The organism is Flexivirga lutea, assembly GCF_054778955.1.
The window spans coordinates 35,526-61,394 of record NZ_BAAGZB010000007.1; the positions used below are offsets into that span (position 1 = coordinate 35,526).

Below are 25,869 nucleotides of genomic sequence, written 5' to 3' on the forward strand. Positions count from 1 at the left end.
GCCGCGCTCGCGGACACGCAAAAGGGCCCCGTTCGCAGGCGAGACGGGGTTGACGAGGTCAATTCTAGACGTGGCCGGCGACAGCCGCGGCGCCGCGACGGTTGCTCAGCGGGCGTGGACGATGTTCTGACTGTCCGTGAGCCCCTTGGTCATCAGCAGTTCGACGGCCTCGACGGCGTCGGGCACCAGGAAGTCCAACTCCTTGCGCTCGGTCGCGTTGAAGTCCTTCAGCACGTATGCCGCGGCGTCCATCCGGCCCGGGGGCCGGCCGATGCCGACCCGCACCCGCAGGTAGTCCTTGCTGCCGACCGACTTGCTGATCGACTTCAGGCCGTTGTGGCCGCCCTCGCCGCCGCCGCGCTTGAGCCGCAGGGTCGCGAAATCGATGTCGAGTTCGTCGTGCACCACGATGAGGTGTTCCAGCGGGACCTTGAAGAAGCGCAGCAGGCCCGCCACCGGGCCGCCCGACTCGTTCATGTAGCTGGTCGGCGTCGCGATGACCGCCGGCCGGCCGGCGACGTGCACCTGCGCGGCGAGTGCGCCGGCCTTGTGGGCTCGCAGGCCCGTGCCGGCATCGGACGCCAGCCGGTCGATCACCATCGCGCCGACGTTGTGCCGGTTGCCGGCGTACTTGGGGCCGGGGTTGCCGAGACCGACGATGAGGAACACGAGAACACGGTATACGGGCCGCCCGATCGACGACTTCATGACCCGATCCCCTGACGGTGCAATTAATCCGCGACGCCTTCCGGGGTCGGATTTACTGACTCGGCCGAGGGGACTTCACCCAGGTTTTACCGCAGTTATGAGGGGGCGGCCATTCGTTGTTCACCGATATCTCGGACGGTCGTCCCGCCGCAGTCGCGGCCGGTCGTGACCGCCGGAGGTGATGCCGCGATCAACCGTCCCCCGTCTCGTTCCGAGGGCACCGGGTCACACCCGTCCGCCACAGACCGGAGGTCACAGTTGATGGCTGCCAGAACCGCTGCCTCACCGCAGCCCGGAGTCGGCGCGGACCAGGTCTCGTCGTCGCTGATACTCCGCGTCGGCACCGACGTGCAGGCCATCGCCAGTGTCACCGAATCGATACAGCGGCACGGCCGGCGCTACCTGGATCGCATGTTCACCGCGCAGGAGGTCGAATCGTGCGGCGGCTACGACGCCGAACCGTACGTGCTCGCTCCGGGGCTGACGGCGCGGTTCTGTGCCAAAGAAGCCGTGCTGAAAGCGCTGCGGCCGCTCAGCATCATCCCCGAATGGCGCGACATCGAAATCGTCCGGATGCCCGGCGGGTGGGTGGGCGTGCGACTGGTCCGCGGCGCCAAGACACTCGCCGAGGACAACCAGCTGCTCAATTTCGAGATATCGCTCTCGCACGACCGGGAGGTCGCCGTGGCGACCGCCGTCGCCATCGGCTTCCGCGAACCGGAGGACGACCGATGACTGCCCCGACAGCTGGGCGTGGCGCTCGGACCATCGGCGACCACCAGCCACGACGTTCGAATCTTCGATAGGGAGGACTCAGCAATGGAAACACGCATCAAGTCGGTCCTGGCGGCATACGGCCGATTGCCCCGTCCGGTCGAGGAACTCGGCCGCGAGGACGACCTCTACCGAGCCGGACTCACCTCACATGCCAGCGTCAACGTCATGCTCGGTCTGGAGGACGAGTTCGACATCGAATTCCCGGACTCGATGCTGCGCAAGAGCACTTTCGAATCAATCATCGCAATCGAATCGGCGCTGCGCGAGCTCACCGATCAGACGCAGCTACCTGCCTGAAGCCGGAGGATCGCATGTCCAGCATTGCCGAGACCGTCGTCGCCCCCACCAGCCTGTCACCGGTCGAGATCGCGTCCGCGATCGCCGCGGACGTCGCCGCGCCGGCGGCCGAATCGGTCGACCGGGAGTCGCGTTTCCCCTCCGAGGCGATCGGGGCGATGCGGGATGCCGGCATGCTCGGCGCGCTCATACCCGTCGCCGACGGCGGGCTCGGGTGGTCACTGGAGGATGTCGCCCGGTCGATCACCGAGCTGGCCAAGGGCTGCTCGTCGGCCGCGATGGTCTACGCGATGCACCAGATCCAGGTCGCCTGCCTGGTGCGGCACGGCAGCAACGCGGCGCTGCGCGAATTCACCCGGCGCGTCGCCGCCGAGGGGCTCCTGCTCGCGTCCGCGACCACCGAGGTCGGCATCGGCGGCAACGTCCGCAACAGCAGTTGCGCGGTCGAGACCGACGGCGACCGCTTCTCATTGACGAAGCAGGCCCCGGTCATCTCCTACGGGCAGCACGCCGACGCCATACTGGCCACCGCCCGGCGCACGCAAAACAGCCCACCGAACGATCAGGTGCTCGTGCTGTGCCGAGGCGAGAACGTCACGCTGGAGCCGAAATCCGGCTGGGACGCGCTCGGTTTCCGCGGCACCTGCAGTCTCGGCTTCGTCCTGTCGGTGACCGGTGACCTCGAGGACGTCCTGCCGGTCCCGTACGGCGACATCTCCTCGCAGACGATGCTGCCGGTCTCCCACATCCTGTGGTCGTCTCTCTGGTTCGGGATCGCCAGCGCCGCGAGCGACAAGGCGCGTCGCTTCGTGCAAGCGGCCGCGCGCAAGAACCCGGATGTGACACCGCCCAACGCGTTGCGGCTGGCCGAGCTGACCACGGTGCTGCAGCAGTTCCAGGACCTGGTCATCGCCGCCCGCGATCGTTACACCGCGATCGCCGAGGACCAGTCGCAGACGACGTCGATCGGCTTCGCGATCAACATGAACTCCCTGAAGGTCTCGGCTTCCACACTCGTCGTCGACGTCGTCCAGCGAGCCCTGCTGATCTGCGGGATGGCGGGTTACGCCAACCACAGCCCGTTCACGCTCGGGCGGCTGCTGCGCGATGCGTATGGCGCCCAGTTGATGGTCAACAACGATCGCATCAACGCCAACAACGCCCAACTGCTGCTCGTGTCACGGGGTTGAGAACAATGGTCCAGCACACGACTCTCGCCACCGACCGGCTGGCGGCACAACGTGAATTCCGCACGGAGCTGATCGATTCCGGCGTGCTGGTCGCGACCTCGGTCGACGGTCTCTATCAGCGCTCGGCCGTCTTCGAGTCCGTGGTCCGCGGTCTCGAACGTCGGGTGTCGGCCGAGGGCGCCGACCGGTACGAACCGCTGCTGTTCTTCCCGCCCGTGCTGCCGCGGGACGTGTTCGTCCGCAGCGACTACCTGCGTTCCTTCCCCGACCTGACCGGGTCGGTGGACACCTTCGTGGGCGACGATCGTGACCATGCCGAGTTGCTGCAGGCGCTGGACTCGGGTGCAGACTGGACGCAGTACCTGACGCCCGCCGAGGTGATGCTGTGCTCGGCGGCCTGCCACCCGCTCTACCCGAGCCTGACGGGCACCTTGCCGGTGGGCGGCCGGCGGATGGAGGTGCAAGGGTTCTGCTTCCGCCACGAACCGAGCATCGACCCGGCTCGGATGCAGGTCTTCCGCCAGCACGAGTTCGTCGCCGTAGGCGACCCGGAGGTCTGTGTCGCGCACCGGGAGGAGTGGCTCGAGCGGGCGCTGCGCATCCTTGGCGATCTGGGTCTTGCGGTTCGCAAGGTCGTCGCCAACGACCCGTTCTTCGGACGCGCCGGCCGCATGCTGGCAGCGAACCAGCGTGACACCGCCCTGAAGTACGAGATCGTCTGCCCGATCACCTCCGCGGAGTTCCCGACAGCGATCGCCTCGGGCAATTACCACATCGACCACTTCGGCGGGCCGTTCTCGATCCGCACCGCCGACGGCGACACGGCGCACTCGGCCTGCATCGGCTTCGGGATGGAACGGATCACCCTGGCACTGTTGAAGACCCACGGCCTCGACCCGCAGTGCTGGCCGAGCACGGTGCGGACGCAGCTGGCACTATGACCATCCACCGCTGGCCCGCCGCCGAGGCACCGCCCTCGGTGACCACGCAGCTGCTGCCGGTGCGCGCCGACGACTACCGGACCCATGCACTGCACTCGACCGACCGGATCTGGACCGAGACCAACTGCTACGTCGACGTCTGGTGGGAGGTGCTGCACTGCCTCGGACTGGACCCGATGGTGGCCGGCGCCTTCGCAGTCGGCGCAGACTTCGAGGGCGACCAATGGACCTTCTTCAAGTACCCCGAGGCGGACCTGCGGCGTGCCTATGGCATCGACGTGCATGAGATGAACCCCTGGCGCGGCGTGCTCGAGCACGTCGTCGAACAACTCTCGCTCGGTCGGTTGATGACCGTCGAGGCGGACTCCTTCCACCTGCCGGACACACGAGGGGTCGCGTACCAACTCGAGCACGTCAAGTCGACGATCGTGCCGAATGCGGTGGATGTCGCGGGCCGGTTCCTCGGCTACTTCCACAATGCAGGCTACTTCGAGTTGCAGGGCGACGACTTCGACGGCGTCTTCCGGCGGGGCGAGCATGCAGCGTCCGGCGCCCTGCCGCCATACACGGAGATCATCCGGCTCGAGGGGATGCGCCGGCTGGCCGACCGGCAGGCGACCGCACTGGCCGTGGACCTGCTCGCCGAGCACATCGCGCGAGCACCGGTCGACAACCCGGTCACCCGCCTGGCGGGACGGATGACGACCGACCTGCCCTGGTTGCGGAACCAGCCACCGGAGACGTTCCACCTGTGGGCATTCGGGACCGTGCGGCAATGCGGAGCATCCGCCGAGACCGCGGCGTCGTTCCTGACCTGGCTCGCCGACCGCGGTGGTCCGGCCGATGCCCGTGCGGCTGCCGAGCCGTGGATGCACCTCGCGGACCAGGCCAAGTCCTTGCAGTTCGCGCTTGCTCGTGTCGCTCGCGGCCGGACGATCGATCTGCGGCAGAGCATGCGCCAGATGGCTCACGAGTGGGAGCGGGCCCGCACCCTCACCGCGGCGTTGGTCGGGTCGTGAACGCTGCGGCCGATCTGCTCGCCGGCGCCTCATGGGAGTGCGCTGCCGCAGCTGTGGGGTCCACGGATGCGCCCGGGCACGGCTGGACGCCCGCGCCCGTGCCCGGGACCGCGGCGCACGCGCTCGTGCTGGCCGGGGACCCGGGTGCGCTGGCGCGCGACTACGACAACGAGGACTGGTGGTGGCGCTGCGAGTTCGTCACTGACAGAGCAGGCCGCTACACCCTGGTCAGCGACGGGCTGGCGACGTATGGCGAGGTGCTGATCGACGACGAGCCCGTGCTGGAGACCCGCAACATGTTCGTCGGTCAGCGCGCCGAGATCAGGCTCGACAAGGGCGCTCACCTGCTCCACATCCACTGCCGCTCGCTCCAACCCGTGCTGGCCCGACGCCATCCCCGGCCGCGGTGGAAGAGCCCCGATCTGGTGCACCAGAACCTGCGCTGGATCCGCACCTCGCTGGTCGGTCGCCAGGTCGGCGGGGTCCCGGCTCCGGCCCCCGTCGGCCCGTGGCGACCGCTCACCCTGCATCGTGCGGACGACCGCCACGCCCGGACGACCGCGCTGCGGGCCGAGTGCGCTCCGGATGGGTCGGGGACCGTCCAGGTCACCGTCGAGGTCACCGGCATCGGCAGCACTGCACCCGTGGAGATCCGGGTCGGGCACGTCACCGCGCCCTGTGACGTCACCCGGCGGCGCAACGCCGCCGTCGTCAGCGCCCGGGTCCACCTGCCACACGTCGAACGCTGGTGGCCGCACACACATGGCGACCAGCCGCTCTACGACGTCGTCCTCGTCGCCGGGCAGACCGAGTTGCCGGTCGGACGCGTCGGCTTCCGCACGGTCGCGGTCGACCGCACCGACGGCGCCTTCACATTGCTGGTCAACGACACCCCGATCTTCACCCGTGGCGCCTGCTGGTCACCGACCGACCCCATCTCCCTGCAGGACGGGCCGGTGCGGCAGCAGCTGCAGACGGTGCGCGACGGCGGGCACAACATCGTGCGCGTCAGCGGCACCGGTGTCTATCCCAGCACCGACTTCCTGGACCACTGCGACGACCTGGGCCTGTTGGTCTGGCAGGACTGCATGCTGGCGTTCTTCGACGCGCCCGATGACGTGGACTTCGCGGCCGATCTGCGCGCGGAGGTCGAGCACCTGCTGCGGGCCTTCGGCGGACGGCCCTGCCTGGCAGTGCTGTGCGGGAGCAGTGACGCCGAGGAACAGGCCGCCTATCTCGGCCTGCCACCGGACCGGTGGGTCGCGTCGGTCGCGGCACAGGACATTCCGCAGCTGGTCGAAGAGTTGGCGCCCGGCACGCCATACGTGCGTAGCTCGCCCGGCGAGAGCCCCCTGCCCAGCATGGTCAGCTCCGGGCCCTCCCACTACTACGGCGTCGGCGCCTACCTCCAGCCGACAACCGACGCCCGCCGCGCGGGAGTGCGGTTCGCCTCCGAGTGCCTGTGTATGGCGTGCCCGGCCGATGTCGAGGACAGTGTCGACGGCGTCCTGGCGCACCGCCGGCTCGGGCACCATCCCTCGTGGAAAGCGTTGATCCACAGGGATGCCCAGTCGTCGTGGGATCTGGAGGACGTTCGAGAGTGGTACACCCGCCACCTCTTCGGGCTCGACCCGATCGAGCTGCGCCGGTCCGACGGCGCCCGCGCTGCAGCGGTCGCGCGAGCAACCGTCGCCACCGTCTTCGACGATGTGCTCTCCGAATGGCGTCGGCCCGGCTCCACCTGCGCCGGTGCGATCGTCTTCGAGGGTCACGATGTCGGCTTCGGCGGCGGGATCGGCATCGTCGACGGGCACGGCCGGCCCAAGGCACCGTGGTACGTGATGCGGCGGTTGATGCAACCGGTCGCCGTGATGATCACCGACGAGGGCGTCAACGGGCTCGGCATACACGTCGCCAATGACGGCCCGCGCACCTGGGACGGGACGCTCCGTGTCGACCTGGTCCAGGACGGGGAGCACATCGCCGATGCGATCACCGTTCCCGTACGAGCGCCCGCACCGGGAACCACGGTCGATCTGGCGACGGCGCTCGGCGGCTTCCGGGACATCAGCTATGTGCACCGCTTCGGTCCTCCAGCGTATGACGTCGTCGCGGTGACCCTCGTCGCAGCGGACGGCTCCGAGGTCTCCCAGGCGAGTTTCGTGGCCGGCGAACGGTTGCGGCCGGTGGACGCCCACCTCGGGCTGGCGGCGACAGCCCGCCAGGATGCCTCGCGGCAATGGGTGCTGGACGTCTCCGCTGCCCGTTTCGCGCAATGGGTGCAGGTGTGCATCGACGGTTGGCAACCGGAGGACAGCTGGTTCCATCTGTTGCCCGGTGTGCCGCGGTCGGTGCCGCTGCACCGCCGGGCCGACGCGCTGCCGGGTCCGCCGCGCGGCGACGTCACCGCGCTGAACGCCGTGCGCTCGACTCGGATCGAGGTGGCGATGTGATCGACACCCCCACCTGGTTCGGACCGGCGGACCGTGCGCTGTTCGGGTGGTTCTGCACGCCCGACTCCGGTTGCGCCGACTACGGCGTCCTGCTGTGCCCGCCGATCGGGGAAGAGGAACACAACGCCCACGAGACGATCCGTCGTACGGCCTGGGGCCTCGCCGGGAAGGGGATCGCGACACTGCGTTTCGACTATCACGGCACCGGCGACTCGATGGGCCGCTGGACCGACGAGGGCCGCGTCGCGGCGTGGTTGACCAGCATCACCGATGCGTACGACGCCCTGCGCGCAACCGGTGTCCCACAACTGGGCGGGCTCGGGATGCGTGTGGGCGCAACACTTCTCGCGACCGCACTGGCCCGTGGCGCCATTGATCAGAACCTCCTGGTCCTGTGGGACGCGTGCAGCGGCAAGAGCATGCTGCGGGAAGGTCTGGCGCGCAGCCCGGGCGCCACCGAACGCCACGACGGATCGATCGAGACACCGGGCTACCTCTATGCGCCGCAGACCGTCATGGATCTGCACACCATCGACCCCGCCACACTGGACGCCGGCATCGTGGGCGACACGGTGCTGGTGCTCAACCGTGACGACCGGCCGGCGCCGCGCGGACTGCGTCGGCGGCTGCCGCCCTCGGACCGAGTGCACTGGCAGACCTGCTCCGGCATGTCCGACATGCTCGACGTCCCGATGGACAAGAACACCGTGCCGGATGCCGCGGTCGAGCAGGTCGTCGGGTGGATCGAACAACACGTCGAACGTGGCGAGCCCGCGACACTGAAGATCCCGTGCGCCACGGTCGACCTGCCCCAGCATGACGGTCCCACGGTGATCGAGTCGGCGATCCGGCTCGGCGACGTGGGCCTGTTCGGCATCTGCACCGAACCGGCCGAGCGAACGCGCGGAGTGACGGTCGTGTTCGTCAATGTCGCCAACGACCGACAGACCGGTCCCGGACGTCGATGGGTCGACATGGCGCGGGCGCTCGCTGCGGACGGCTTCCGGTGCATCCGGCTCAGCCAGTCCGGCACCGGTGACAGTCCGACCGGGCAGGGACAGACCTTCGGCGATCTGTACTGTCCGCAGTGGCTCACCGACCTGCCGGACGCGCTGTCCGATCCACTGGTGTGCGGGACGCTCGGCGCTGAACGAATCGCGTTGGTCTCGTTGTGTTCCGGTGCGTACAGCGCGCTCGAGGCGGCGATGCGTGTCCCGGTCGCGGTCGTCTACCCGATCAACGTCATCCTGACCATCTACGACACCAGTCGTGGCCAGCGGCTGCACAGCGACGAGCGGCTGGTGGCCCGACCGGTCGGCCATGCCTTCCTGCCCCGTTCGATGCCGTGCTCGGCCGCCGTCGCGCGCAGGCGGCTGATCGCATGGCGGGTCTACCGGCAGGTCGCCGTGCGGAACGCACCGCTTTCCGCCATACACAGCCTGATCCGCCGTGGTACGGCGGTCGTGCTGCTGATGAGTCCGGACGACGGACGACATTTCTGGGAGTCGGCCTTCTGGTCCGGGCTCTTCTCCTGGCGCTGGCGGCGGGCCGGAATGTTCCGGCTGCCGATCGATGAGCGGATCGACCACCCGCTCATGACTCAGGACGGCCAACAGGCCGTGGTCACCTTCATCCATCGGGACCTTCGTGACCGCTTCCCGAGCGGGTAGTACGCGTCCCGGGCCAAGGAGCACAACATGAGCGATCGTCCGGCCCACCCCGTGCCAGCAGCACCCGTGGCCGCAGATGTGAACGATCCGGTCTGGACGGCGACCGCTGCCACCTACCGGACCCACTTCAACTGGAACGACGCCGGTGAACGCGTCGTCATCCGGCAGCTGGCCGACGAGGTCCGCGATAGCCGCATCCTGGACGTCGGCGTCGGCGCCGGACGGACCAGCTGGTTGATCGGGCTGCTCACCGCCCGGTACACCGGGGTCGACTACACGCCGGCGATGGTCGAAGCGGCCCGGCAGAACTGCCCGTGGGCCGACATACGGCTCGGCGACGCGTGCTCGTTGGAGTTCGCGGACCGGTCGGTCGACCTGGTCTTCTTCAGCAACGCCGGCATCGATTCGCTCGACCACGCGAACCGGTCGCGGGCACTGAGCGAGTTCGCGCGGGTGCTGCGCCCGGGTGGACTGCTGGTCTACTCGACCCTGAACCGGTCAGGGCCGTTCTTCGGTGCTCATCCCGGCCCCGTCCACGCACCCGGCAAGCCGCCGTCGCCGTACCGGGTGGGCAGGTTCGCGGCGCGGGCCGTGTTGCACCCGGCCATGCACCTGACCGGTTTCCGGAACGTCCGGCACCACACGGACCTCTTCGAGGATCACCAGGACTGGGCGATCGACACCATGCCGACGCACGACTGGTCCCTGATCGTGCACTACGTCACGCCCGACGCAGCCCGGGCCGAGGTGGCGGCCCATGGCTTCGGGGGGACGCGCCTGGTGGATCATCTCGGTCTGCCGATCGACCCGTCCGACGCCGCGGATCGTTCGGCGTGGTTCTACGTCGTCACCCGGCGACGACCGAATGACGAACCGTCGCGAGGAAATGAGGGTCCTGCGCCGGTGCCGGCCGTCAGCTGATCGCAGGCTGCGCGAGCAGTTCCCAGGCGGCCTGACGCACCGGCATCGCGGTGCGTGACTTGGCGGAGATCATCATCGCGACGTCCTCGGGGCGACACTCACCGGTGAAGTCGTGGATCTCCTTGTCGTGCATCGGCACGGTGCCCCAGTACTCGTGACACAGTGAGCGGCCCCGGTGGAGTTCGGGTCGGTCACGCCAACCGAGCACCTCGTCGGCGAAGACGCCGTAGAGGGTCCACTCCGAGAAGTGGAGCTGCCGTGCCAGCACCCGCTGCCAGGAGACACCGTGCCGGCGTTCCAGGTGAGCTCGCAACAGCTTCACCACCTCGGCGTCCACAGCGATGAAGCCGCTGATGTAGTCGTGGTACGGCGGTTCGATCATCGGCAATCCCAACAGCGCACGAGCCGCCTTGTGCCATCGCACGTGGTCCGGCAACGCCGTCGTGACCGCGTTGTCACGGCGGTAGAGCACCGTGCGACCGTCGTGCTGGAACACGTCCGCTCGGACCGGCCGGATGAGTTCGACGTCGGAGTCGGCCACCAGGACCGTCGCCGCCGCCAGTCGATCCGCTGCGGCGAGCTTGAGCACCTGCTGCAGGATCCAGCCCCGGATCGGCGGCAACGGGTGGCGCGGCTCGATCGCCACCACGCGCGCGGACGACGGCACGCGGGGCAGCCGGTCGCTGAGCCGGGACAACCACGGGGTCAAGCGGATCGATGTGGTGAGGAGCTCCCGCGCCGACCACACCACACAACTCGGTCCGCCGAACGGTGCGAAGAGCGGCACGTCCTCCTCGGGAACGATGAGGTAGTGGATCGTCCCGGGTGGCGCGAAGCGTTCGACCGACCGGCGCAATCGCGTGAAGACCGCGTAGTCGACCGAGTAGGTCGGCGTGACGATCGCCAGCGCGTCGCCGTTCTTGGCGTCCCTGGTGCTCATCGCGCACCACCCCCGGCGGCTCGGGTCAGCGACGGGACCGCACGGGTGGACGGCACCCGCTCGCCGGTGAGCACGACGTAGTCGGCGGGCATCGAGGGATCCGACGGATCCCTCGGCCCCACCCGGATCCGCGTGTCGTCGCGATAGCGACGCATGACCTGGTCGGGTGTCGCATCGGTGATGACTGCCCACAGGGCCGCCCGGGATCGCGCGCGCCGCAAGCGCAGGGTGTTCTCGAGCACGAACTGCGCCCGGCGCAACGCACCGCGGCCGGTCCGGCTCTCCCGGCGGATGCGATTGATCTGGGAGAGGGCATGCCGCCAGGGCGCGTTGGCGTCGCCGAACACGGTGCGGGCGACGACGGCTTGCGGCACGTACCAGACCAGCAGACCGGCCTGCGCGACGCGCTCGCAGAAGTCGACCTCCTCCTCGTACATGAAGTACTCCTCGTTCCACGGACCCACTCGATCGAGGCACTGCCCGGAGATGGCGAGGAGACCACCGCACGCCCATCCCACGGCATGTGCGCGCCCATACGCGGACGTGTCACGGATGACCTCCACCGGCAGCCCGAGCGCTGCGGTCCGCCGGGCGCCGACGCAGGCACTCACCAGCCCTGCCCACACATTGGGCAATCGACTGAGTGAATCGTCACGGACGCCGTGCTGGTCGACGATCTTCGGGCAGCTCACCCCGACGCCCTCCAGCTCCAAGGCGTTGACCAGCAACCTGACGGCACCGGGTCCCAGCACGACATCGGGATTGGCGACGACGAAGGCCCTGGCTCCCCCGGTCCTTCGAACATGGTCGACACCGACGTTGATGCCCGCCGCATATCCGCAGTTGGCCGTCATCACGCAGATGTCGACCGCCGGTGAGGCGGCCCGGACCACCTCCGGCGTGCCGTCCGTGGACGCGCTGTCCACGACCACGACCCGGTAGGTCGCGGTGGTGTCGTCGGCCCGGACGGCATGCAGGAAACCGGCGACCAGGTCGGCGCTGTTGTGGGTGACACAGATGATCGCGGCGTCCGCGCACTCCCGCGCCGGAGCCGGCCGGGAAAGCTCGTCAATCGACATGTCTGTCCTCCTGCTCGGCACGAATCACCCGTTGCGTGACGCGCGACTCGGCTAGGGGCTGCGGTGGGTCGGCCGCGTGGATGCGCGCCAGCGCCCCGATCATCCCGACGACGAGGAAGAGCAGGCACGGCACCATCGGAAACCCCATCGTGTCGAACGTCCCGAAGCTTGCGAACGCCGAGATCACCGCAGCCGCAAGCGATCTCGACAGTGAGTCCGACCACATGCCACGGGTCGAACTGCGCATGATGCGTACGGCGGTGACGATCGCGGCGCGGGCGAACCAGATCGTCAACAACAGACCCACCACCCCGCCGCCGATCAGCACACCGAGGGCCATGTTGTCGAGGATCCGGTACTGCGGCAGGAAGGTTCCGTAGCCTCGGCCGAAGATCGGCCAGCGTCCGATGAATTCAAAGGCGTAGGCGTAGCTGTCGGTGCGTGACTTGGCACTGCCGTCGGTGCTGATCCCGGTGAACATGCCGGCCAAGGTCCCGAGCATTCCGGGGACCAGTTCGTAGAAGACCACGAGTACCCCGAGGGTCACGAGGTACATCACCCGGCGCCGGTGGCGCGGCCAGGCCGCGACGACGACGGGCAGGGACAGCACCAGGCACATGATCGTGGTGCGGGAGATGCTCACCGGACAGGCCATCGCGAGCGCGGCCACCGGCCACCACCTGCGCAGCACCGATCGGCCCTCGCGGCCGTGCATGGCGTCGTGGATGGCGATCGGCAGGCACATGGCGATGATCACGCCGAACTCGATCGGGTGGGTCGCGGTCCCGGCCGGGCGGTCGAAGCCGCTCCGGCTGACCGTCTCCAGATCGAAGTTGAAACTCAGTCCCGGGATCTGGATCAGATCGATCCACTGTCGCTTGGTGACGAACTGGATCAAGCCGAGTGCCCCGACGGCACCGCCGGACACCGCGATCCGGTGCACGAGCAGGGCGAGGCGTTCACGGCTGGCGATGCCGTCGAGCGCGACCAGCAGCACGCCGCTCCATGCCACCAGGCTGATCAACGACCGATCCGAACCGTTGATCTCCAACGGAGCGATCGGTCGGGTCGCGGCAGCGACGTACGCAGCGGTCATCCCCCACGCATAGGCAGTCAGCCCGAACCGCACGGTCGCTCCGCCCACGTGCCCTCGCTCGCCGCGCCGGAGCCGCTCGGCGGCCCACCACAGGAACGCCAGGATGCCGAGCATCTGGGCCGGTGTGCCGGCGGCGCCCAGTGGTGCGAAGACCAGCACGGACGGGATGAAGGCGAACATCCACACATACAGCGACAGGACCGCCGTGGCGTCGAAGCGCCAGATGCGCCAGTCCGCGGCGGGCGCACCGGCCGGTTCGGCGTCCAGCGCCTGTTCCGTCGCACGGACCTGAAGGTCGGTCATCATTGCCTTCGCGACGCCGCCAGGTCAGGAACGACTGCTCAGATGCGGTGCGTCCAGACCGCTGAGTGCCGGCTCGTCGTCGGGGTCCAATGCGATGCGGGAGGAGGACGCGTCACTCGTCGCGCCGATCAGGTCGTCGACGGCCGCCGTCTCGCTGTCGCGGGGCACTGCCGGTGGTGTCAGGCTGTCGTGCCCCTTGCCCTTGCCCTTGCCCTTGCCCCTGCGCCGGCCACCGGGACGGGCTGCGCGCCGCCGGCTTCGCCGGCCGGCGAAACCATCGGTGAACGCCGCAGCAAGGACGGTCAATGCCACGCCGAGCGCCGCGACGAGCAGCGCGGCGCGTTGCTGACTCTTATGGCTGGCAACGGGTTTGCTGTCCTGCGCCACCAGGTCGGTGGTGATGTGCCCCGGTGACGGTGTGTTCGCCGCCGACTGCAGTTCGTTGAGTTGCTGCGGCGCCAGCGCGGCCAGCAGCTTCATCACGTTCGCGGCACCGGAGGACGTCGTGTCCTTCACATCGATGATGAGCACGGCGCCGCTCGTCGCTGGGTCCGGGGCCACCGTATAGCTCGCGGTGGGACTCACCTCGCGCACGGCCTGAGCGGTCTGTTGGCTGAGCATCGAATCGGACAGAACACCGACCACCGGCTGCATGCTGCCCAGGTTGAGGTAGGGATTGCCGGCTTTGGGCACGCTCGCGCCCGGTGGCAACAGCACCAGCATCGCCTTGGCCTCGTACTTGACGCCGACGAACTGCAGAGCGCCGAGGCACAACATCGGGGTGAGCAACAAACCGAGGAGGACGACATACCAACGCCGACGTAGCGCTCCTGAGAGATCTACCTTCAACGGGATCCCCCTCCGTTCAGATTTCGACGAAATTATTTCCGGTTCACCGTCGACCCGCTGTTACTTTATGGACCACCTCAGCGGAAGGCAGGTTTTCTCCGTGGTACCGGTCCTGCGAAAACAACCCCTCGACAACAGGGTTCGGTTGCTACGTACCCGTGCGCCATTGCTCCTCGTGCTGGTGTGTCTGACAGCGGGCTGGATGTGGGCTTATCGCATTCACGGCGCCTATCAGGGAACGGTTCAGGTGACCTTCGCCTCGCCGAATCCACAAGACGCTCGTGACCCGTTCACCCAGGCGATCAATCCGCTGACGTCCGAGTCCCGCCACAGCCTGATCGACCTGGCCGGCATCACGGTCCGCGCGGTCACCGGGCTGCACACCCCGCCACAGGCCGTGTCCGGCGACGTCACGCTGCTGGACAGCGGTGTGTATGACGGCTCCTCGGTCATCCAACCCAACGTCGGCGGCCAGTGGTCCTACTCCTTCAGCGAAGCGGGAATGCAGGTGCAGGCGACGGGGCCGACCGCCGAGGCGGTGACCGCGAAGATCGACAATCTGGTGAGCCGCATCCGCGCGAGTGTGACCGCCCGCGAGGATGCCAAGCATGTCGCCGCGAACCAGCGGGTGAAGATCCTGGTCAGTTCCGGACCGCCGCCGGTCTATTTCGTCTCCGGCAGCCGCACTCGGGCACTTGCCGGAATGGCGATGGTCTCCGCGCTCACCATCGCGGCCATGACACAGCTCCTGCGAGGTCGTGAATCCTGGTTCTGAACGGTCCGGTGCGGTGACATTCCGCGGGTCCGTGCGTCTTGCACAATCACCCCGTCCGGGGCCGTGCCGCCGCCATACTCGCCGGCATGATCGACGTGGACCGCTACACCGGGGGCATTCTCGTCCTTTCCTGCGACGAGCAGCGGGGCGGCCCTGATCCCGCCGTCGCGTTGCGACGTGCGGGCGTCATCGCACCCACCTCGGTGCGGCACGGCAACGTCACGGTGGCCGTCTGGGGGCAATTGGCGACGGAGCGGGCGGGTGGCTCCCCCATCGTCGTCAGTGGGTTGGCCCGAGGGCCGCACGCCGACGTCCCGACCGGGCAGATCGACCTGGCGAACGGTGTGGCCGGCGGCCACTCGATCGCCGAGCTGATGCCGCCGTTCGCTGCGGTGCAGATCGAGCACGATGCCCGCGACGCCGCCCCGCACAGCACGGTGCGGGCAGTCACCGACGCGCTCGGCTACCGGCACGTCTATCACCGCGAGGGCAACGGCTGGAGTGCGGTCTCGACCTCGAGCCTCGCGCTCGCACACCTCGACGACGCGCACCTGGACCGTGCGGGATTCGCGGTCCAGGCGATGCTGGGCTGGCAATTGGGGCATCGGACGCTCTTCGGCGGTGTCGACAAGTTGCGTCAGCGCGAGCGTGTCACTCTCCGCCACGGCCGATCCATGATCGACCACTACGCGCCCGACGCGCGCCGACCCCGCGCGCGGCTGGACCGGGCCGTCAGCGATGCCTCGGCGCTGCTGCGGGACTACGTGGTCGACTACCTCGACGACCACCCGGACGCGATACTGCAGCTGACGGGGGGCCTCGACTCTCGCATCCTGCTGGCGGCGATCCCGCCCGACCGGCGGCGCGGCATCCGGGTCCTGACGCTGGAGAGCGGTCCGGGTTCGGAGGACGTCCGCATCGCCCGGCAACTGGCCGAGCGCTACGGGATGCGGCACCTCGTCCAGGGACTGTCGCGGCTGGACGACATGGACCCGGCGGCGGCACACGACCTGGTCATGTCCGCCGCGCGCGACCTGAACGGTATGGCGGACCCGGTCGCCCACGCCGCCCTGCTGACCGTGGAGTCGACCTTCCCGCAGGGGGACCGGATCTCCGGCCTGGGCGGGGAGGTGGCCCGCGGCTTCTACTACGTCGGCCCGGTCGTCGGCTACCCCGTCGCGCGACCGCTGACGCGCGCCCTCGTCGGATGGCGGATGTTCGCCAACGACTCGGTGTCGCCCGATGCACTGGACCGCGAATTCGGTCCGTGGGCAAGGGAATTCGCGACCGATGAGGTGCACCGCATCCTGCAGGGATCCGGCATGGCGTGGCCGGACGCGACCGACCAGCTGTACCTCTACGAGCGCATGCAGCGTTGGGCCGGAGTGACCGACAGCGCGGTCTGCCTGGGCCGGGCGACGGTGAATCCGATGCTCGATCCGCGGTTCATCGACATCGCCAACTCACTGGCGCCCGCAGACAAGGCGCACGCCGGCTTCCTGGCCCGACTCGTCTGCCGGCTCGACCCCGGCCTCGCCGAAGTCCCGCTGGACGGCCGGCGCGCACCCTCGGCATACGCCGCTCCCGGGCCGCGCCAGCGGCTGGCGAACGGTGTTCCGATGGCGCAGAAGGCCCGGCGCAAGATCGTCCAACGGCTGCGCAACGACCGGCGGCCACCGGCGGGTGGCGACACCCTCACCGCCCTGGTGACCGAACACTGGCGGGGTCACCCGGAGCTGCTGGATCCGGTCCGGGAGACGCACCTCTTCGACGACCAGTGGCTGGACGCGCTGATCGCCGGCGGGTCGGCCGATCCCTCGACCACCGCGCTGCTCGCGACCACCGTCGCGCTCACGACGACCTGAGGTGACGGAGGCCTGCTTCGGCGAACTGCCTTCGCTCCGCGCCGCACTCAGTCACGCACTGCGGCGGCCGACGGTCGGCGCAGGTGGTGGTACAGCGGGTAGCGTGCCCAGTCCCCCAGCCCGACCCGGCCGAGCAACCGCATCACCCGGCCGGGGAGAAAACGACCCATCACCGGCAGTCCGAAGCCGAGGTAGACGACGCTGCCCACGGTCAGCCCCAGGGCGAGCCGCAACACCGTCACATCGGTCACCTGCTTGGCCGCCCACGCCGCGAGCGCGCTGACGACGGTGAGCCCGAGAGCCGGCATGGTCGACGCCAGCAGGATCCTGCCCAGGTGATCGACCAGCCGCCGGGTGAGCGCGAAGTATGCCGGCAGCACGACCAGCACGATGACCGCGACATGGGCCCAGGCCGCGCCTCGCATTCCGTCGAACTCGACACCGGCGAACATCGCCGGCACGAGCACGACGAGCCAGATCACCTGCACGACCAGGTTGCGGGTCGGCATCCCGGCACCGACCAGCAGGTTGCTGAGCAACAGCGAGCAGACGAAGAGGCTGCCGTAGACGCCCAGCACGACGATCACCGGGGCGGCATCGATCCAACGGTGCCCGTAGAGGGTGTCGACGATCTCGCCGGAGAGCACCAGGGTGAATCCGGAGATCGGGAACGCCGCCAGGCAGATGAGACTCAGTGAACTGCGCAGCGCCCGTCCCAGGCGGTCGGGGTCGCTCTTGGCATGGCTGAACATCGGCATGGCCACGTTCATCACCATCGAACTCAACGTCGCGGTCGCCCACGAACTGACGTTGAAGGCAAGGGTGTAGATGCCCAGCCGCACCGGGCCCAGCACTTTGCTCACGAACAGGTAGTCCGCGTTGAGGAGCATGAATCCCACGAGGTTCGCCGCCGCGATCGGCAGGCCGAAACGCAGCACGCGCCGGGCCTGCCGGGCGTCGAACCGGGGACGGTAGAACTTCCTGGCGAACCACAGCAACACACCACCGGTCACCAGCTGGCCGAACACTCGCGACCACGCGAAGGCGATGTCGCCCGGACCGTTGAGTGCGAGCAGCAACATCAGCACATTGCCCGGGACGAACGCTGCGGCCGCCCCGAAGAACATTGCGTCCTGGCGGAATTCGCGGGCGAGCAGGCCGCACGGCACGGTGAACAGACCGACCATCGCGATGCACAACGCCAGGATCCGCAGCGCGTTCGCGCTGTCGGGCGCACCGAGGAGGACCGCCAGCTGCGGTGCCAGGAGCAACATCACGCCTGCGAGACCGAGGCCGATGACGATGGACAGGAAGGACACCGTGGGACCGACCTCGGCCGGGTCCATGTCGGCCTGCGCCATACAGGCGGTGAGCCCGAGCTCGGAGAACGAGCTCACCACGGTGAAGACCGCGAGCGCGACGGCGTAATTGCCGAACTGCGCCGGCGTCACGATCCGCAGCATGACCATGGTGATCACCACACCGGACAAGCGCATGGCCACCGTGTTGACGCCGCTCCACAGCGCTGCCCGGGTCACTCGGCCGGCAAGCGAATCGGGCACGACGCCTCCCGCGCAGCCATGGTTGCGAACACTCCGAGCAATCGGAGGAGGACCCGGTGACCTCTGCTTGGTGTCACTCCCGGCCCAGCGCTAGGAACTATAGGGCTGCCGCGGAGGCCGCCATCGGTTATTTCAGCGGACCGTGAAACCGGAAATTCCGACCGGAAAGTGCTGATTCCCAGACGTTTTCGCCGCGCCGGGAAGGGACCGGGAACTTCTCGGCATCGGTGCCGCAACTCGTCCATCATCGGGTCATGCAACGGCGTGACGGAAGCGTCCCCCCGGCGGCGGCGTGGGTGCGGGCAGCCTTGTGGTTGATGTGCGGCGGCTGCCTGCTGCTGGCGGTGGTGCTCACACCGATGCACTGGATCGACGTGTCACGACCACGGTTGGTCGAACTGGCCGCCTTCACACCACTGGGCACCGTCTTCGCCCTCGCCGTGGTGGCGATCGGCGTCGTACTCCTCGCGGTACATCGAGCCCGCACGCGGGAGGTCGGTGCCATCCTCGCGGCCGGCGCAGTGCTGCTCGCCCTGCACCTGTGGTGGATCGGGCCGCTGTATGTCGGACCCCGGCCTGCGACCAGTGGCCGGCCATTGGTGATCCTCAGCCAGAACTTCGAGTACGGCGATCCGGCAGCGTTGGCGCGACTGGTGGCGCAGGAGAAGGTGGACGTCCTGGTGCTCACCGATCTCGACAGCCGGCGCGTCGCCGAACTGCAGGCGACCGACATACCGCGGCTGCTCCCGCACGCCATCGGCACCGAACCGGACCAGACGATCTCCTCCGTCGTCTTCAGCCGCTACCCCATCGATTCCGTCCGCAGCGGACCACATTCGTCCCACGCGGACCTGGTCCGGCTGCACACCCCGACGCTCGGCGATGTCGACCTGGTGGCCGTGCATCCGCAACCGCCGTACACCGTGCGCTGGCGCCCGGATTACCGGGCGCTGACGTCATACCTGCGCAGCGCCGTGCCACAACCGGCGCGCCGTCCCACGATCGTGGCGGGCGACTTCAACGCGACGACGGACAACGTGCCGTTCCGAGCCGTGCTCGGCCTGGGGTATGCCGACGCCATCGCACAACGACGTGGCGGTTTTCAGCCCACCTGGCCGGACTCGGCGACCAAGCGCTACCTGGGCGTGCCAGTCCCGCGGCTGGTGACGATCGACCACATCCTGCTGTCGAGCACGGTGGCCGCCTCGTCCGCGCGGACCGTGCACGTGTCGGGCGCGGACCATCGCGGCGTGCTGGCGTCGGTGGCTCAACGCGCCGGCTGAGCGGTCCGTCGCCGGCGCAGTGCTCGATCGGTCGCCCTGGCAGCGGACCGGGACAACACCGCGACCACGGTCTCCAGCGGCCCCTTCCAACGCAGCGCGGCGAACACGACACCGACGGCCAGGACCACCGAGACCTCCGGCAGCAGCCTGCGCTGACCGTAGTCGGGCCACGTCTGCGGCAGCACCATGATCAGGTGCACGCTGTAGAGGGTGAGCGTCATGGCGCCCGCCCCGCAGAGCACCTGCCAGCACCGGGCCGCCACCCGGGTCACCAGCAGGGCCAGCCCGATGACTGCGAGCGCCACCCCGCTCGTGAACGCCAGATCCGCAACGGAGCCGGAATGTGGTGCGTTCACCGCCAGCCACCACCAGCTGTGTGTCGGGGTGACGCCTTCCAGACCCGCCTGCACGTGCGGCTGCAGCGCCGGCCAGGACGACACGGCGGGACCGGTCCAGCTCTGCACGAGGCGTGCATGCACCGCCGTGCCGGACGTGAGGAGGTATGACGCGAGGCTCGCGGCCACCGCGAGCAGCGCACCGGCGCACATCACCTGGATCGCCCGGTCCTTGCGGCGCAGATCCAGCCGACCGACGGCCAGCCCGCAGGCCAGGTAGGCCAGCCAGGTGAACGCCGGGTATTCACCGGTCACCAGCAGCCGGAGCAGGATCCCCGCGACACTCAGACCGCTGAAGCCACCGGCGACCGATGTCGGGTCGAGCAGCCGGAACGCCTGAGAAGCCACCGGTGCCCACAGCATCCACACCCCGGCCACCAGGAACAGCCGTGACGGCCGCAGCCACAGCAACGGCAACCCGAGGACGAACAGCACCCCGTAGTAAGGCAGTATCACCGCGATCCCCGCCGGGTGCAGGTGTTCCAGCAGCATCCCGATCAGGCAGATCACCCCGGCCCGTACGACGATCCCCGCCGCGTCGGCGGTCCGGCGGCGACGCCCGGTGTGCGGTGTGGACCCTCCGGTCAGCAGCGCCAGCGACACCCCCGCCAGCACGGCGAACAGCGCCGCTGCATTGCCGGTCGCCACGCGCTGGGCCAACGGCACCCGGCCACCGATCATCTTCGGCAGGATGTGCGCCACCATCATGCCGAGCAGCGCCAGGCACCGGGCGACGTCGATCCCGACGAACCGGCCGCCCTCGACCGCGCTCCACCGTCGCGCCCGCACCGCCGCGGACGCCGGTGCGGCCGGCGACGACCCGGTCGCTGTCGGCAGTGAGGCAGCCGCCGGCGCTGATGCCGGTCGCGATCTCAATGTCCGCTCCCGTCGCCCGCCGGGCGCCTACAATGCGATGCATGGCGCGGCCACCGGTGACGGAGGGATGGCAGTCCGACACGCCTCCTCCGGACGACTTCGCAGATGACGTCTCTCCCAATTACGTCGACGCCGCCACCGTGGCGCTGCGTTTCGCGTCCACGTCGGTCGATGCGAGCGCGGCGCAGCCCTCCGGCCTGACCGAAGCGGTCACGCCTCGCTCGCTGCGCGACGCGATGGGTTGTCTCGCGACCGGCGTGTGCGTGATCACCACCTTCTCCGGCGACAACGACGTCGCGATGACCGCCAACTCGGTGACCTCGGTGTCCTTGGAGCCGCCGCTCGTGCTGGTGTGCATCGCAAAGACGGCTCGGTTCCACGAGGCGATCCTTCGATCCGCCCGGTGGGGTGTCAGCATCCTGGACGCCGGATCGCATGAGCTGTCAACCCAATTCGCGACCCCGGGCCGCGATGCCGCTGGTCAACTGGCCCAGGTGCGTTTCGATCGAGGACCCGAGACGGGTGTGGCGTTGCTGTCCGGATCGGTCGCCCAGTTGGAGTGCGTCACGACCGACGTGCACCCGGCCGGCGATCACGACGTGATCATCGGCGAAGTGAGATCCCTTGCACAGGTCGGCCCCGGCAAGCACCCGTTGCTGTTCCACCGCGGGCGCTACCGGTGGCTGCTCTGAGCGCACCCTCATCGGTCAGGCCCAGCTCTTGCGCAGTTTGTTCATCGCCGAACACACCCGGCGCGGCATACGATTCGCGTCCCGGACCATGCGAGACAGCGACTCCGGCGTGACTCCGCTCTGCACACTGAAGCGGGCCTGCAGCCAGGAGTCGACGGCGGCGGGCTGCCGGTCGCTGGTGAAGACGGTAGTGTAGCCGGCACTCCGAGCGGCCTTGAGCACTTCCCGGTTGTACTGGCCGAGCGGCAGAGCAGCGGTCCGGACCGCTTCTCCGCTCAGCACGCTGAGCGCGGCCCGAGCCTCGATCACCTCGCGCTCCAGTTCCTCGTCGCTGAACCTGGTCCACGGTTCGTGGGTCCATCCGTGGTTGCCGAGGGTCATGCCCGACCGCACCAGCTCGCGTACATCCGTCCTGGACAGGCTGCCCGGACGGCCCAACCGGTCGACGACGACGAAGAACGTCGCGTGCAGCCCCCTCTCCAGCAGCGCGGGGAGCACGATCTCCACGTCGGATGCGTTGCCGTCGTCGACGCTCAGCGAGACAGCGTGGCGGTCCTGAGCGAATACGTCCAGCAGGCGCAGGAATTCGTCGTGACTCACCCAGTAGCGATCCTCCCCGGGATCGAGCCTGCGGTGTGGACGACCGACCCCGTGGAAGCAGACATTGAGCCTCCGGCGCGGGGCCAAGCCCGTTGCGATGGTCATCACCCGATCACTCCTTCGGTTGCTGATGCCGCGCGCTCGGAGCCCCAGCTCCTGCTGCCCCAGCGGGCCCTGGCCTCTGCGATGACGGTGAGGCCGACGTAGACGGCGGCGGCCGGTGCGAGAACGGGATCGGCGCGCACGGCTGCGACCAGCCATCTCGTGCCCGCCGCGGGTCGGACGCGGCCCGTCCGGTCCGCCGCCCGCAACTGCTTGTTGCCCCGCCGCACCCTGGCCAGCCGGCGCAGCAGCAATCGTGTCGAGGTGACGGCCTCGACCACGCTGACGACGTCATCGAGGTGGGTGGCCTCGGAGGTGTCGAACAACGAGTCCAGAAAGAGATCGTCCGCGATCACCTCCGGGAAGTCGGCGAACCTGGCGCGCCCCGCTTCGGAGATCGCGACCGCTCCGCGACCGAAAAGTGCTGTGGCGTACGACGGGTGAAGTGCGTGGATCCGGTAGTACATGCGCACACACCGGCAGCTGCGCGACACATCGACCGCGCGCGTCGGCACTGCGACGAGCGGCCGAGGAGCGGGATCGCCCGGGTTCGCCCGCAGCGAGTCGGACAGCCGCTCGATCGCGCATTTGTCCAGGCGGATGTCCGCATCGAGGTAGATCCGTGGGTAACCGGTGGCCCGTCGTTCGGCGGCGTTCAGCGCGGCCGCCTTCCCCGCGGCCGCGACCTCCACGACCTCCACCGGGCGGCTGCCCACGACGGACACCGTGTTGTCGGTGCAACCGTTCGCAGCCACGATCACCCGCAGTGGCTCCGGCGAGCCGCCGGCGAGCAGCCTGTCGAGGGTTCGCCCGATCACCGCCTCCTCGTTGTGCGCGGCGATCAGCACCGTGGTCATCGTGTGCCGCCCGACCCGGTCAGCTCGTCGAAGACGGCCACGTAGGCGTCCCGCTGGTACGGCCAGGCAAGTTCCTCCTCGACCCGCCGACGACCACATGCCCCCATGCGGGACCGGGACTCCGGGTCGTCGAGCAGCGCGACGATCTCCTTGGCGTACAGCTCCACGGCGTCGGCCGGGACGTAGCGCGCGGCGTCGCCGGCCGAGACCCGGGTCTCGTGCAGGTCGAACGCGAGGACCGGCACGCCGAACGCCATGTACTCCATCGTCTTGTTCATCGTCGATACGTCGTTGAGCGGATTCTTCGGGTCGGGTGACAGGCCGAGGTCCGCGGTCGACAGCACCTCGATGACGTAGTCGTCCGGTACCCGACCGGGCATCTCGACGAAATCCTGCAGGCCCAACCGGTCGCGTTCGGCGACGAGGTCCGCCCAGCAGTCACCGCCACCGATCAGGGTGAAGGACACATCGGTCCGCCCCATTTCATGGACGACGAGTTCGGCGGCACGCAAGGCGAGGTCGACCCCGTCCTGCGGACCCATTACCCCCAGATAGGCGACCAGGTGCCGGCGTCCGCGCCGTCGCGCCGGGTCCGGAGGCACGCTGCGCAACCGATCCAGGTCCGGGCCGGTGCGCACGACCGTCACGTCCGAGGCCGGCTTGCCGCCGCGGGTGCGGGCGACGGCGGCATACGACTCGTTCGTCGAGGTCACCTTGTCGGCTGCCGCGAACGTCGCCCTCTCGAGAGCCAGCAATCCGCGCAGTGGCAGGCCGCCGCTGCCAGGGAACCGGGATCGATACAGCTCCGGCGACAGGTCGTGATGGTCGAAGACGAAACGCGTGCCGTCGGCCCACCGCAGCACCCGCGCCAGCGGCCAGAAGATCTCCGGCGGGTTGCAGGCCTGCAGCACGTCGAAGCGGCCACCCCACCGTGCGCGGGCCAGCTGGTATGCCGTGGCGACGAACGAGTAGGCGTATTCGGCGACATAGCTCAGGGCGCTGCCACCGGGCGCATAGGGCGGGTAGGCACGGATCGTGATGCCGTCGATGACCTGATGGGAGGCGGTTCCGCGTCCTTGCGGACACACCACGGTGACGTCGTAGCCGGAGTCCCGCAGTGCCAGGCTCTCCAGCCAGACCCGGCGGTCGAACGGGACCGGCAGGTTCTGGACGATGATGAGGACCCGTGGTGTGTCGCGTGACTTCACCAGCCGACTCCCTCATATCCGACGACGCGTTCGACGTCGCCGCCCAGCCGGCCGCTCAGGTCGATGAGCAGCTGCGGGTTCGCCTCCCGGAGCGCACCGACGATCGCCGGGGCCGAGGAGGTGACCAGTGCGACGTTCGCATCGGCGAGCGCCTCTTCCGGTGACCCGGTGAGCAGCCGGTCCAGGTGGGGCAGCCGGGCCATGACGTTCTCCCGGTTGGCACCGATCAGCTGACTGGTGTTGAGGATCGGATCATAGATGCGCACCTCGAAGCCCTTGCCGATCAGCCGCTCGGCCAGCTCGACGTTCGGGCTCTCGCGCAGGTCGTCGGTGTCCGATTTGAAGCTGAGCCCGAGCAGCGCGACCTTGCGTCCGCCGGCAGCCAGCACACGGTCGACGACCTCCCGCACCGAGACCTCGTTGCTGGTCGTGGTGCCGAGCAGTTGCGGGGCGTCGACTCCGTTGAGCCGCGCCATGTGCTGCAGCGAACGCAGGTCCTTGGGCAGGCACGAACCGCCGAAGGCGAAGCCGGGGCGCAGGTACGTCGGTGAGATGTTGAGCTTGGCGTCCTCGCAGAACAGGCTCATGACCTCCCGCGAGTCGACCCCGTAAGGGCGGAAGACCCGGCCGATCTCGTTGGCGAAGGTGACCTTCGTGGCGTGGAAGGCGTTGCAGGCGTACTTCAGCGCTTCCGCGGTCTCCACGCTCACCTGGTGGACCGGCAGGCCGAGGAAGGCGAAGACGTCCTCCATCGCCTGTTGGGTCCGCCCGTCGGTCGAACCCACCACGACGAACGGCGGGTCGAAGAAGTCGGACACGCCCGCGCCCTCGCGCAGGAACTCCGGGCACATCGCGGTGCCGATCCGCCAGCCGGTCGGCAACTGCTCCGCGAAGGCCGGGGCGACGACCGTGCGGCCGGTTCCCGGTGGGACGGTGCTGCGCACGACGACGCTGTGGTGACCGGAGGCCGGTGGCGACACCTCGTCCATCGCGTCCCGGATGTCCTGGACCGCCCGACTGATGTAGGTCAGGTCCGTGGCGCCGTGTGCGGTGGACGGCGTGCCCACGCACACCAACGAGACGTCGGCACGGTCGACGGCCTCACGCGCATCCAGCGTCGCGGTGAGCCGTCCGCTCTCGACCCCTTCACGCATCAGTTCATCGATGCCCGGTTCCACCACCGGACTCCTGCCACAGGCGATGAGCCCGACCTTGTAGGAATCGACGTCGACCCCCACGACGGTGTGCCCTCGAGAGGCCAGGCCGGCGGCAGTCACCGCGCCGACATACCCGAGTCCGAAAACGGCGATTTTCATTGGTGCCCCCAGCAGTGCTGCGACGGACGCGCGCCCGCAACCGCGGTGTGACGGTTGCTCGGCTGTCGCGGAAAGTACGCGGAAATTAGCAAGAT

At 68.9% G+C, this 25,869-nt stretch carries 23 protein-coding genes; 12 read left to right on the forward strand and 11 right to left on the reverse strand.

Features of this window, described 5'->3' with window-relative positions; all coding sequences use genetic code 11:
- Positions 1 to 105 precede the first annotated feature (105 nt).
- Complete coding sequence (gene pth, locus ACYVBN_RS18155) at positions 106 to 708, reverse strand: aminoacyl-tRNA hydrolase (protein WP_440280812.1); 603 nt, start codon at positions 706 to 708, stop codon at positions 106 to 108.
- A 261-nt stretch (positions 709 to 969) separates the two neighbouring features.
- Between pth and ACYVBN_RS18160 the strand changes: the two genes are divergently transcribed.
- The 8 genes from ACYVBN_RS18160 to ACYVBN_RS18195 all read left to right on the forward strand — a co-directional run bounded on the left by ACYVBN_RS18160 (position 970) and on the right by ACYVBN_RS18195 (position 9,976).
- The gene (locus ACYVBN_RS18160; protein WP_460601739.1) at positions 970 to 1,443 is read left to right on the forward strand and encodes a holo-ACP synthase; all 474 of its coding nucleotides are present in this window, start codon (positions 970 to 972) and stop codon (positions 1,441 to 1,443) included.
- 84 nt (positions 1,444 to 1,527) lie between these two features.
- Complete coding sequence (locus ACYVBN_RS18165) at positions 1,528 to 1,782, forward strand: acyl carrier protein (RefSeq protein WP_440280810.1); 255 nt, start codon at positions 1,528 to 1,530, stop codon at positions 1,780 to 1,782.
- A gap of 14 nt (positions 1,783 to 1,796) precedes the next feature.
- On the forward strand, positions 1,797 to 2,972 hold the full coding sequence (locus ACYVBN_RS18170; protein WP_460601740.1) for an acyl-CoA dehydrogenase family protein: 1,176 nt from the start codon (positions 1,797 to 1,799) through the stop codon (positions 2,970 to 2,972).
- 5 nt (positions 2,973 to 2,977) lie between these two features.
- Complete coding sequence (locus ACYVBN_RS18175; RefSeq protein WP_460601741.1) at positions 2,978 to 3,913, forward strand: class-II aminoacyl-tRNA synthetase family protein; 936 nt, start codon at positions 2,978 to 2,980, stop codon at positions 3,911 to 3,913.
- Positions 3,910 to 4,932, forward strand: coding sequence for a DUF1839 family protein (locus ACYVBN_RS18180; RefSeq protein WP_460601742.1), 1,023 nt, complete (start codon positions 3,910 to 3,912; stop codon positions 4,930 to 4,932). Before ACYVBN_RS18175 ends, ACYVBN_RS18180 begins: the two co-directional genes overlap by 4 nt.
- Positions 4,929 to 7,385 (forward strand): glycoside hydrolase family 2 protein, encoded by a 2,457-nt coding sequence (locus tag ACYVBN_RS18185; RefSeq protein WP_460601743.1) that lies wholly within the window; start codon positions 4,929 to 4,931, stop codon positions 7,383 to 7,385. Before ACYVBN_RS18180 ends, ACYVBN_RS18185 begins: the two co-directional genes overlap by 4 nt.
- Positions 7,382 to 9,055: a hypothetical protein gene (locus ACYVBN_RS18190; RefSeq protein WP_460601744.1), complete on the forward strand. Its 1,674-nt coding sequence runs from the start codon at positions 7,382 to 7,384 to the stop codon at positions 9,053 to 9,055. The genes ACYVBN_RS18185 and ACYVBN_RS18190 overlap by 4 nt, the downstream gene beginning before the upstream one ends.
- Before the next feature lie 27 nt (positions 9,056 to 9,082).
- Positions 9,083 to 9,976 carry a class I SAM-dependent methyltransferase gene (locus tag ACYVBN_RS18195; protein WP_460601745.1) on the forward strand — a complete coding sequence of 298 codons (894 nt, stop codon included), beginning with the start codon at positions 9,083 to 9,085 and terminating at the stop codon, positions 9,974 to 9,976.
- Here ACYVBN_RS18195 and ACYVBN_RS18200 read toward each other — a convergent pair.
- The 4 genes from ACYVBN_RS18200 to ACYVBN_RS18215 are packed head-to-tail and all read right to left on the reverse strand — an operon-like array spanning position 9,969 to position 14,243.
- Positions 9,969 to 10,916, reverse strand: coding sequence for a DUF6492 family protein (locus ACYVBN_RS18200; protein WP_460601746.1), 948 nt, complete (start codon positions 10,914 to 10,916; stop codon positions 9,969 to 9,971). The genes ACYVBN_RS18195 and ACYVBN_RS18200 overlap by 8 nt on opposite strands.
- The gene (locus tag ACYVBN_RS18205) at positions 10,913 to 11,995 is read right to left on the reverse strand and encodes a glycosyltransferase family protein (RefSeq protein ID WP_460601747.1); all 1,083 of its coding nucleotides are present in this window, start codon (positions 11,993 to 11,995) and stop codon (positions 10,913 to 10,915) included. The genes ACYVBN_RS18200 and ACYVBN_RS18205 overlap by 4 nt, the downstream gene beginning before the upstream one ends.
- On the reverse strand, positions 11,985 to 13,394 hold the full coding sequence (locus ACYVBN_RS18210) for an O-antigen ligase family protein (RefSeq protein WP_460601748.1): 1,410 nt from the start codon (positions 13,392 to 13,394) through the stop codon (positions 11,985 to 11,987). Before ACYVBN_RS18210 ends, ACYVBN_RS18205 begins: the two co-directional genes overlap by 11 nt.
- Before the next feature lie 24 nt (positions 13,395 to 13,418).
- Entirely contained in the window at positions 13,419 to 14,243 is an 825-nt protein-coding gene (locus ACYVBN_RS18215) for a hypothetical protein (protein WP_460601749.1), read from the reverse strand.
- A 67-nt stretch (positions 14,244 to 14,310) separates the two neighbouring features.
- Between ACYVBN_RS18215 and ACYVBN_RS18220 the strand changes: the two genes are divergently transcribed.
- Complete coding sequence (locus tag ACYVBN_RS18220; RefSeq protein ID WP_460601750.1) at positions 14,311 to 15,018, forward strand: hypothetical protein; 708 nt, start codon at positions 14,311 to 14,313, stop codon at positions 15,016 to 15,018.
- A gap of 86 nt (positions 15,019 to 15,104) precedes the next feature.
- Positions 15,105 to 16,883, forward strand: coding sequence for a hypothetical protein (locus tag ACYVBN_RS18225; RefSeq protein ID WP_460601751.1), 1,779 nt, complete (start codon positions 15,105 to 15,107; stop codon positions 16,881 to 16,883).
- 47 nt (positions 16,884 to 16,930) lie between these two features.
- Here the strand turns inward: ACYVBN_RS18225 and ACYVBN_RS18230 are convergent, their stop codons facing one another.
- A complete protein-coding gene (locus ACYVBN_RS18230) occupies positions 16,931 to 18,445 on the reverse strand; it encodes an MATE family efflux transporter (RefSeq protein ID WP_460601752.1) in 1,515 nt (504 codons plus the stop codon).
- Between the two features lie 254 nt (positions 18,446 to 18,699).
- Here ACYVBN_RS18230 and ACYVBN_RS18235 point away from each other — a divergent pair, with 254 nt between their 5' ends.
- Positions 18,700 to 19,728 (forward strand): endonuclease/exonuclease/phosphatase family protein, encoded by a 1,029-nt coding sequence (locus ACYVBN_RS18235; protein WP_460601753.1) that lies wholly within the window; start codon positions 18,700 to 18,702, stop codon positions 19,726 to 19,728.
- Here ACYVBN_RS18235 and ACYVBN_RS18240 read toward each other — a convergent pair.
- Complete coding sequence (locus tag ACYVBN_RS18240) at positions 19,713 to 20,999, reverse strand: heparan-alpha-glucosaminide N-acetyltransferase domain-containing protein (protein ID WP_460601754.1); 1,287 nt, start codon at positions 20,997 to 20,999, stop codon at positions 19,713 to 19,715. The two genes, ACYVBN_RS18235 and ACYVBN_RS18240, sit on opposite strands and share 16 nt — an antisense overlap.
- Before the next feature lie 41 nt (positions 21,000 to 21,040).
- On the opposite strand from ACYVBN_RS18240, the gene ACYVBN_RS18245 reads away from it, so the two are divergent.
- Positions 21,041 to 21,691, forward strand: coding sequence for a flavin reductase family protein (locus ACYVBN_RS18245; RefSeq protein WP_460601755.1), 651 nt, complete (start codon positions 21,041 to 21,043; stop codon positions 21,689 to 21,691).
- Positions 21,692 to 21,706: 15 nt separating this feature from the next.
- On the opposite strand, the gene ACYVBN_RS18250 is transcribed toward ACYVBN_RS18245, so the two are convergent.
- From ACYVBN_RS18250 to ACYVBN_RS18265, 4 genes are read right to left on the reverse strand one after another with little or no spacing between them, the layout of a single operon-like run.
- Positions 21,707 to 22,396 carry a polysaccharide deacetylase family protein gene (locus tag ACYVBN_RS18250; RefSeq protein WP_440280793.1) on the reverse strand — a complete coding sequence of 230 codons (690 nt, stop codon included), beginning with the start codon at positions 22,394 to 22,396 and terminating at the stop codon, positions 21,707 to 21,709.
- Positions 22,396 to 23,250, reverse strand: coding sequence for a glycosyltransferase family protein (locus ACYVBN_RS18255; RefSeq protein ID WP_460601756.1), 855 nt, complete (start codon positions 23,248 to 23,250; stop codon positions 22,396 to 22,398). Before ACYVBN_RS18255 ends, ACYVBN_RS18250 begins: the two co-directional genes overlap by 1 nt.
- Complete coding sequence (locus ACYVBN_RS18260) at positions 23,247 to 24,458, reverse strand: glycosyltransferase family 4 protein (RefSeq protein WP_460601757.1); 1,212 nt, start codon at positions 24,456 to 24,458, stop codon at positions 23,247 to 23,249. The genes ACYVBN_RS18255 and ACYVBN_RS18260 overlap by 4 nt, the downstream gene beginning before the upstream one ends.
- Positions 24,455 to 25,774, reverse strand: a complete 1,320-nt coding sequence (locus ACYVBN_RS18265; protein ID WP_440280790.1) for a nucleotide sugar dehydrogenase — start codon at positions 25,772 to 25,774, stop codon at positions 24,455 to 24,457. The genes ACYVBN_RS18260 and ACYVBN_RS18265 overlap by 4 nt, the downstream gene beginning before the upstream one ends.
- Between the last annotated feature and the right edge of the window lie 95 nt (positions 25,775 to 25,869).

Coding starts and splice junctions, on each gene's coding strand:
- pth (WP_440280812.1), bottom strand. CDS start 708: ATGAAGTCGTCGATCGGGCGGCCCGTATACCGTGTTCTCGTGTTCCTC.
- ACYVBN_RS18160 (WP_460601739.1), top strand. CDS start 970: ATGGCTGCCAGAACCGCTGCCTCACCGCAGCCCGGAGTCGGCGCGGAC.
- ACYVBN_RS18165 (WP_440280810.1), top strand. CDS start 1,528: ATGGAAACACGCATCAAGTCGGTCCTGGCGGCATACGGCCGATTGCCC.
- ACYVBN_RS18170 (WP_460601740.1), top strand. CDS start 1,797: ATGTCCAGCATTGCCGAGACCGTCGTCGCCCCCACCAGCCTGTCACCG.
- ACYVBN_RS18175 (WP_460601741.1), top strand. CDS start 2,978: ATGGTCCAGCACACGACTCTCGCCACCGACCGGCTGGCGGCACAACGT.
- ACYVBN_RS18180 (WP_460601742.1), top strand. CDS start 3,910: ATGACCATCCACCGCTGGCCCGCCGCCGAGGCACCGCCCTCGGTGACC.
- ACYVBN_RS18195 (WP_460601745.1), top strand. CDS start 9,083: ATGAGCGATCGTCCGGCCCACCCCGTGCCAGCAGCACCCGTGGCCGCA.
- ACYVBN_RS18200 (WP_460601746.1), bottom strand. CDS start 10,916: ATGAGCACCAGGGACGCCAAGAACGGCGACGCGCTGGCGATCGTCACG.
- ACYVBN_RS18205 (WP_460601747.1), bottom strand. CDS start 11,995: ATGTCGATTGACGAGCTTTCCCGGCCGGCTCCGGCGCGGGAGTGCGCG.
- ACYVBN_RS18210 (WP_460601748.1), bottom strand. CDS start 13,394: ATGACCGACCTTCAGGTCCGTGCGACGGAACAGGCGCTGGACGCCGAA.
- ACYVBN_RS18220 (WP_460601750.1), top strand. CDS start 14,311: ATGGACCACCTCAGCGGAAGGCAGGTTTTCTCCGTGGTACCGGTCCTG.
- ACYVBN_RS18225 (WP_460601751.1), top strand. CDS start 15,105: ATGATCGACGTGGACCGCTACACCGGGGGCATTCTCGTCCTTTCCTGC.
- ACYVBN_RS18235 (WP_460601753.1), top strand. CDS start 18,700: ATGCAACGGCGTGACGGAAGCGTCCCCCCGGCGGCGGCGTGGGTGCGG.
- ACYVBN_RS18245 (WP_460601755.1), top strand. CDS start 21,041: ATGGCGCGGCCACCGGTGACGGAGGGATGGCAGTCCGACACGCCTCCT.
- ACYVBN_RS18250 (WP_440280793.1), bottom strand. CDS start 22,396: ATGACCATCGCAACGGGCTTGGCCCCGCGCCGGAGGCTCAATGTCTGC.
- ACYVBN_RS18255 (WP_460601756.1), bottom strand. CDS start 23,250: ATGACCACGGTGCTGATCGCCGCGCACAACGAGGAGGCGGTGATCGGG.
- ACYVBN_RS18265 (WP_440280790.1), bottom strand. CDS start 25,774: ATGAAAATCGCCGTTTTCGGACTCGGGTATGTCGGCGCGGTGACTGCC.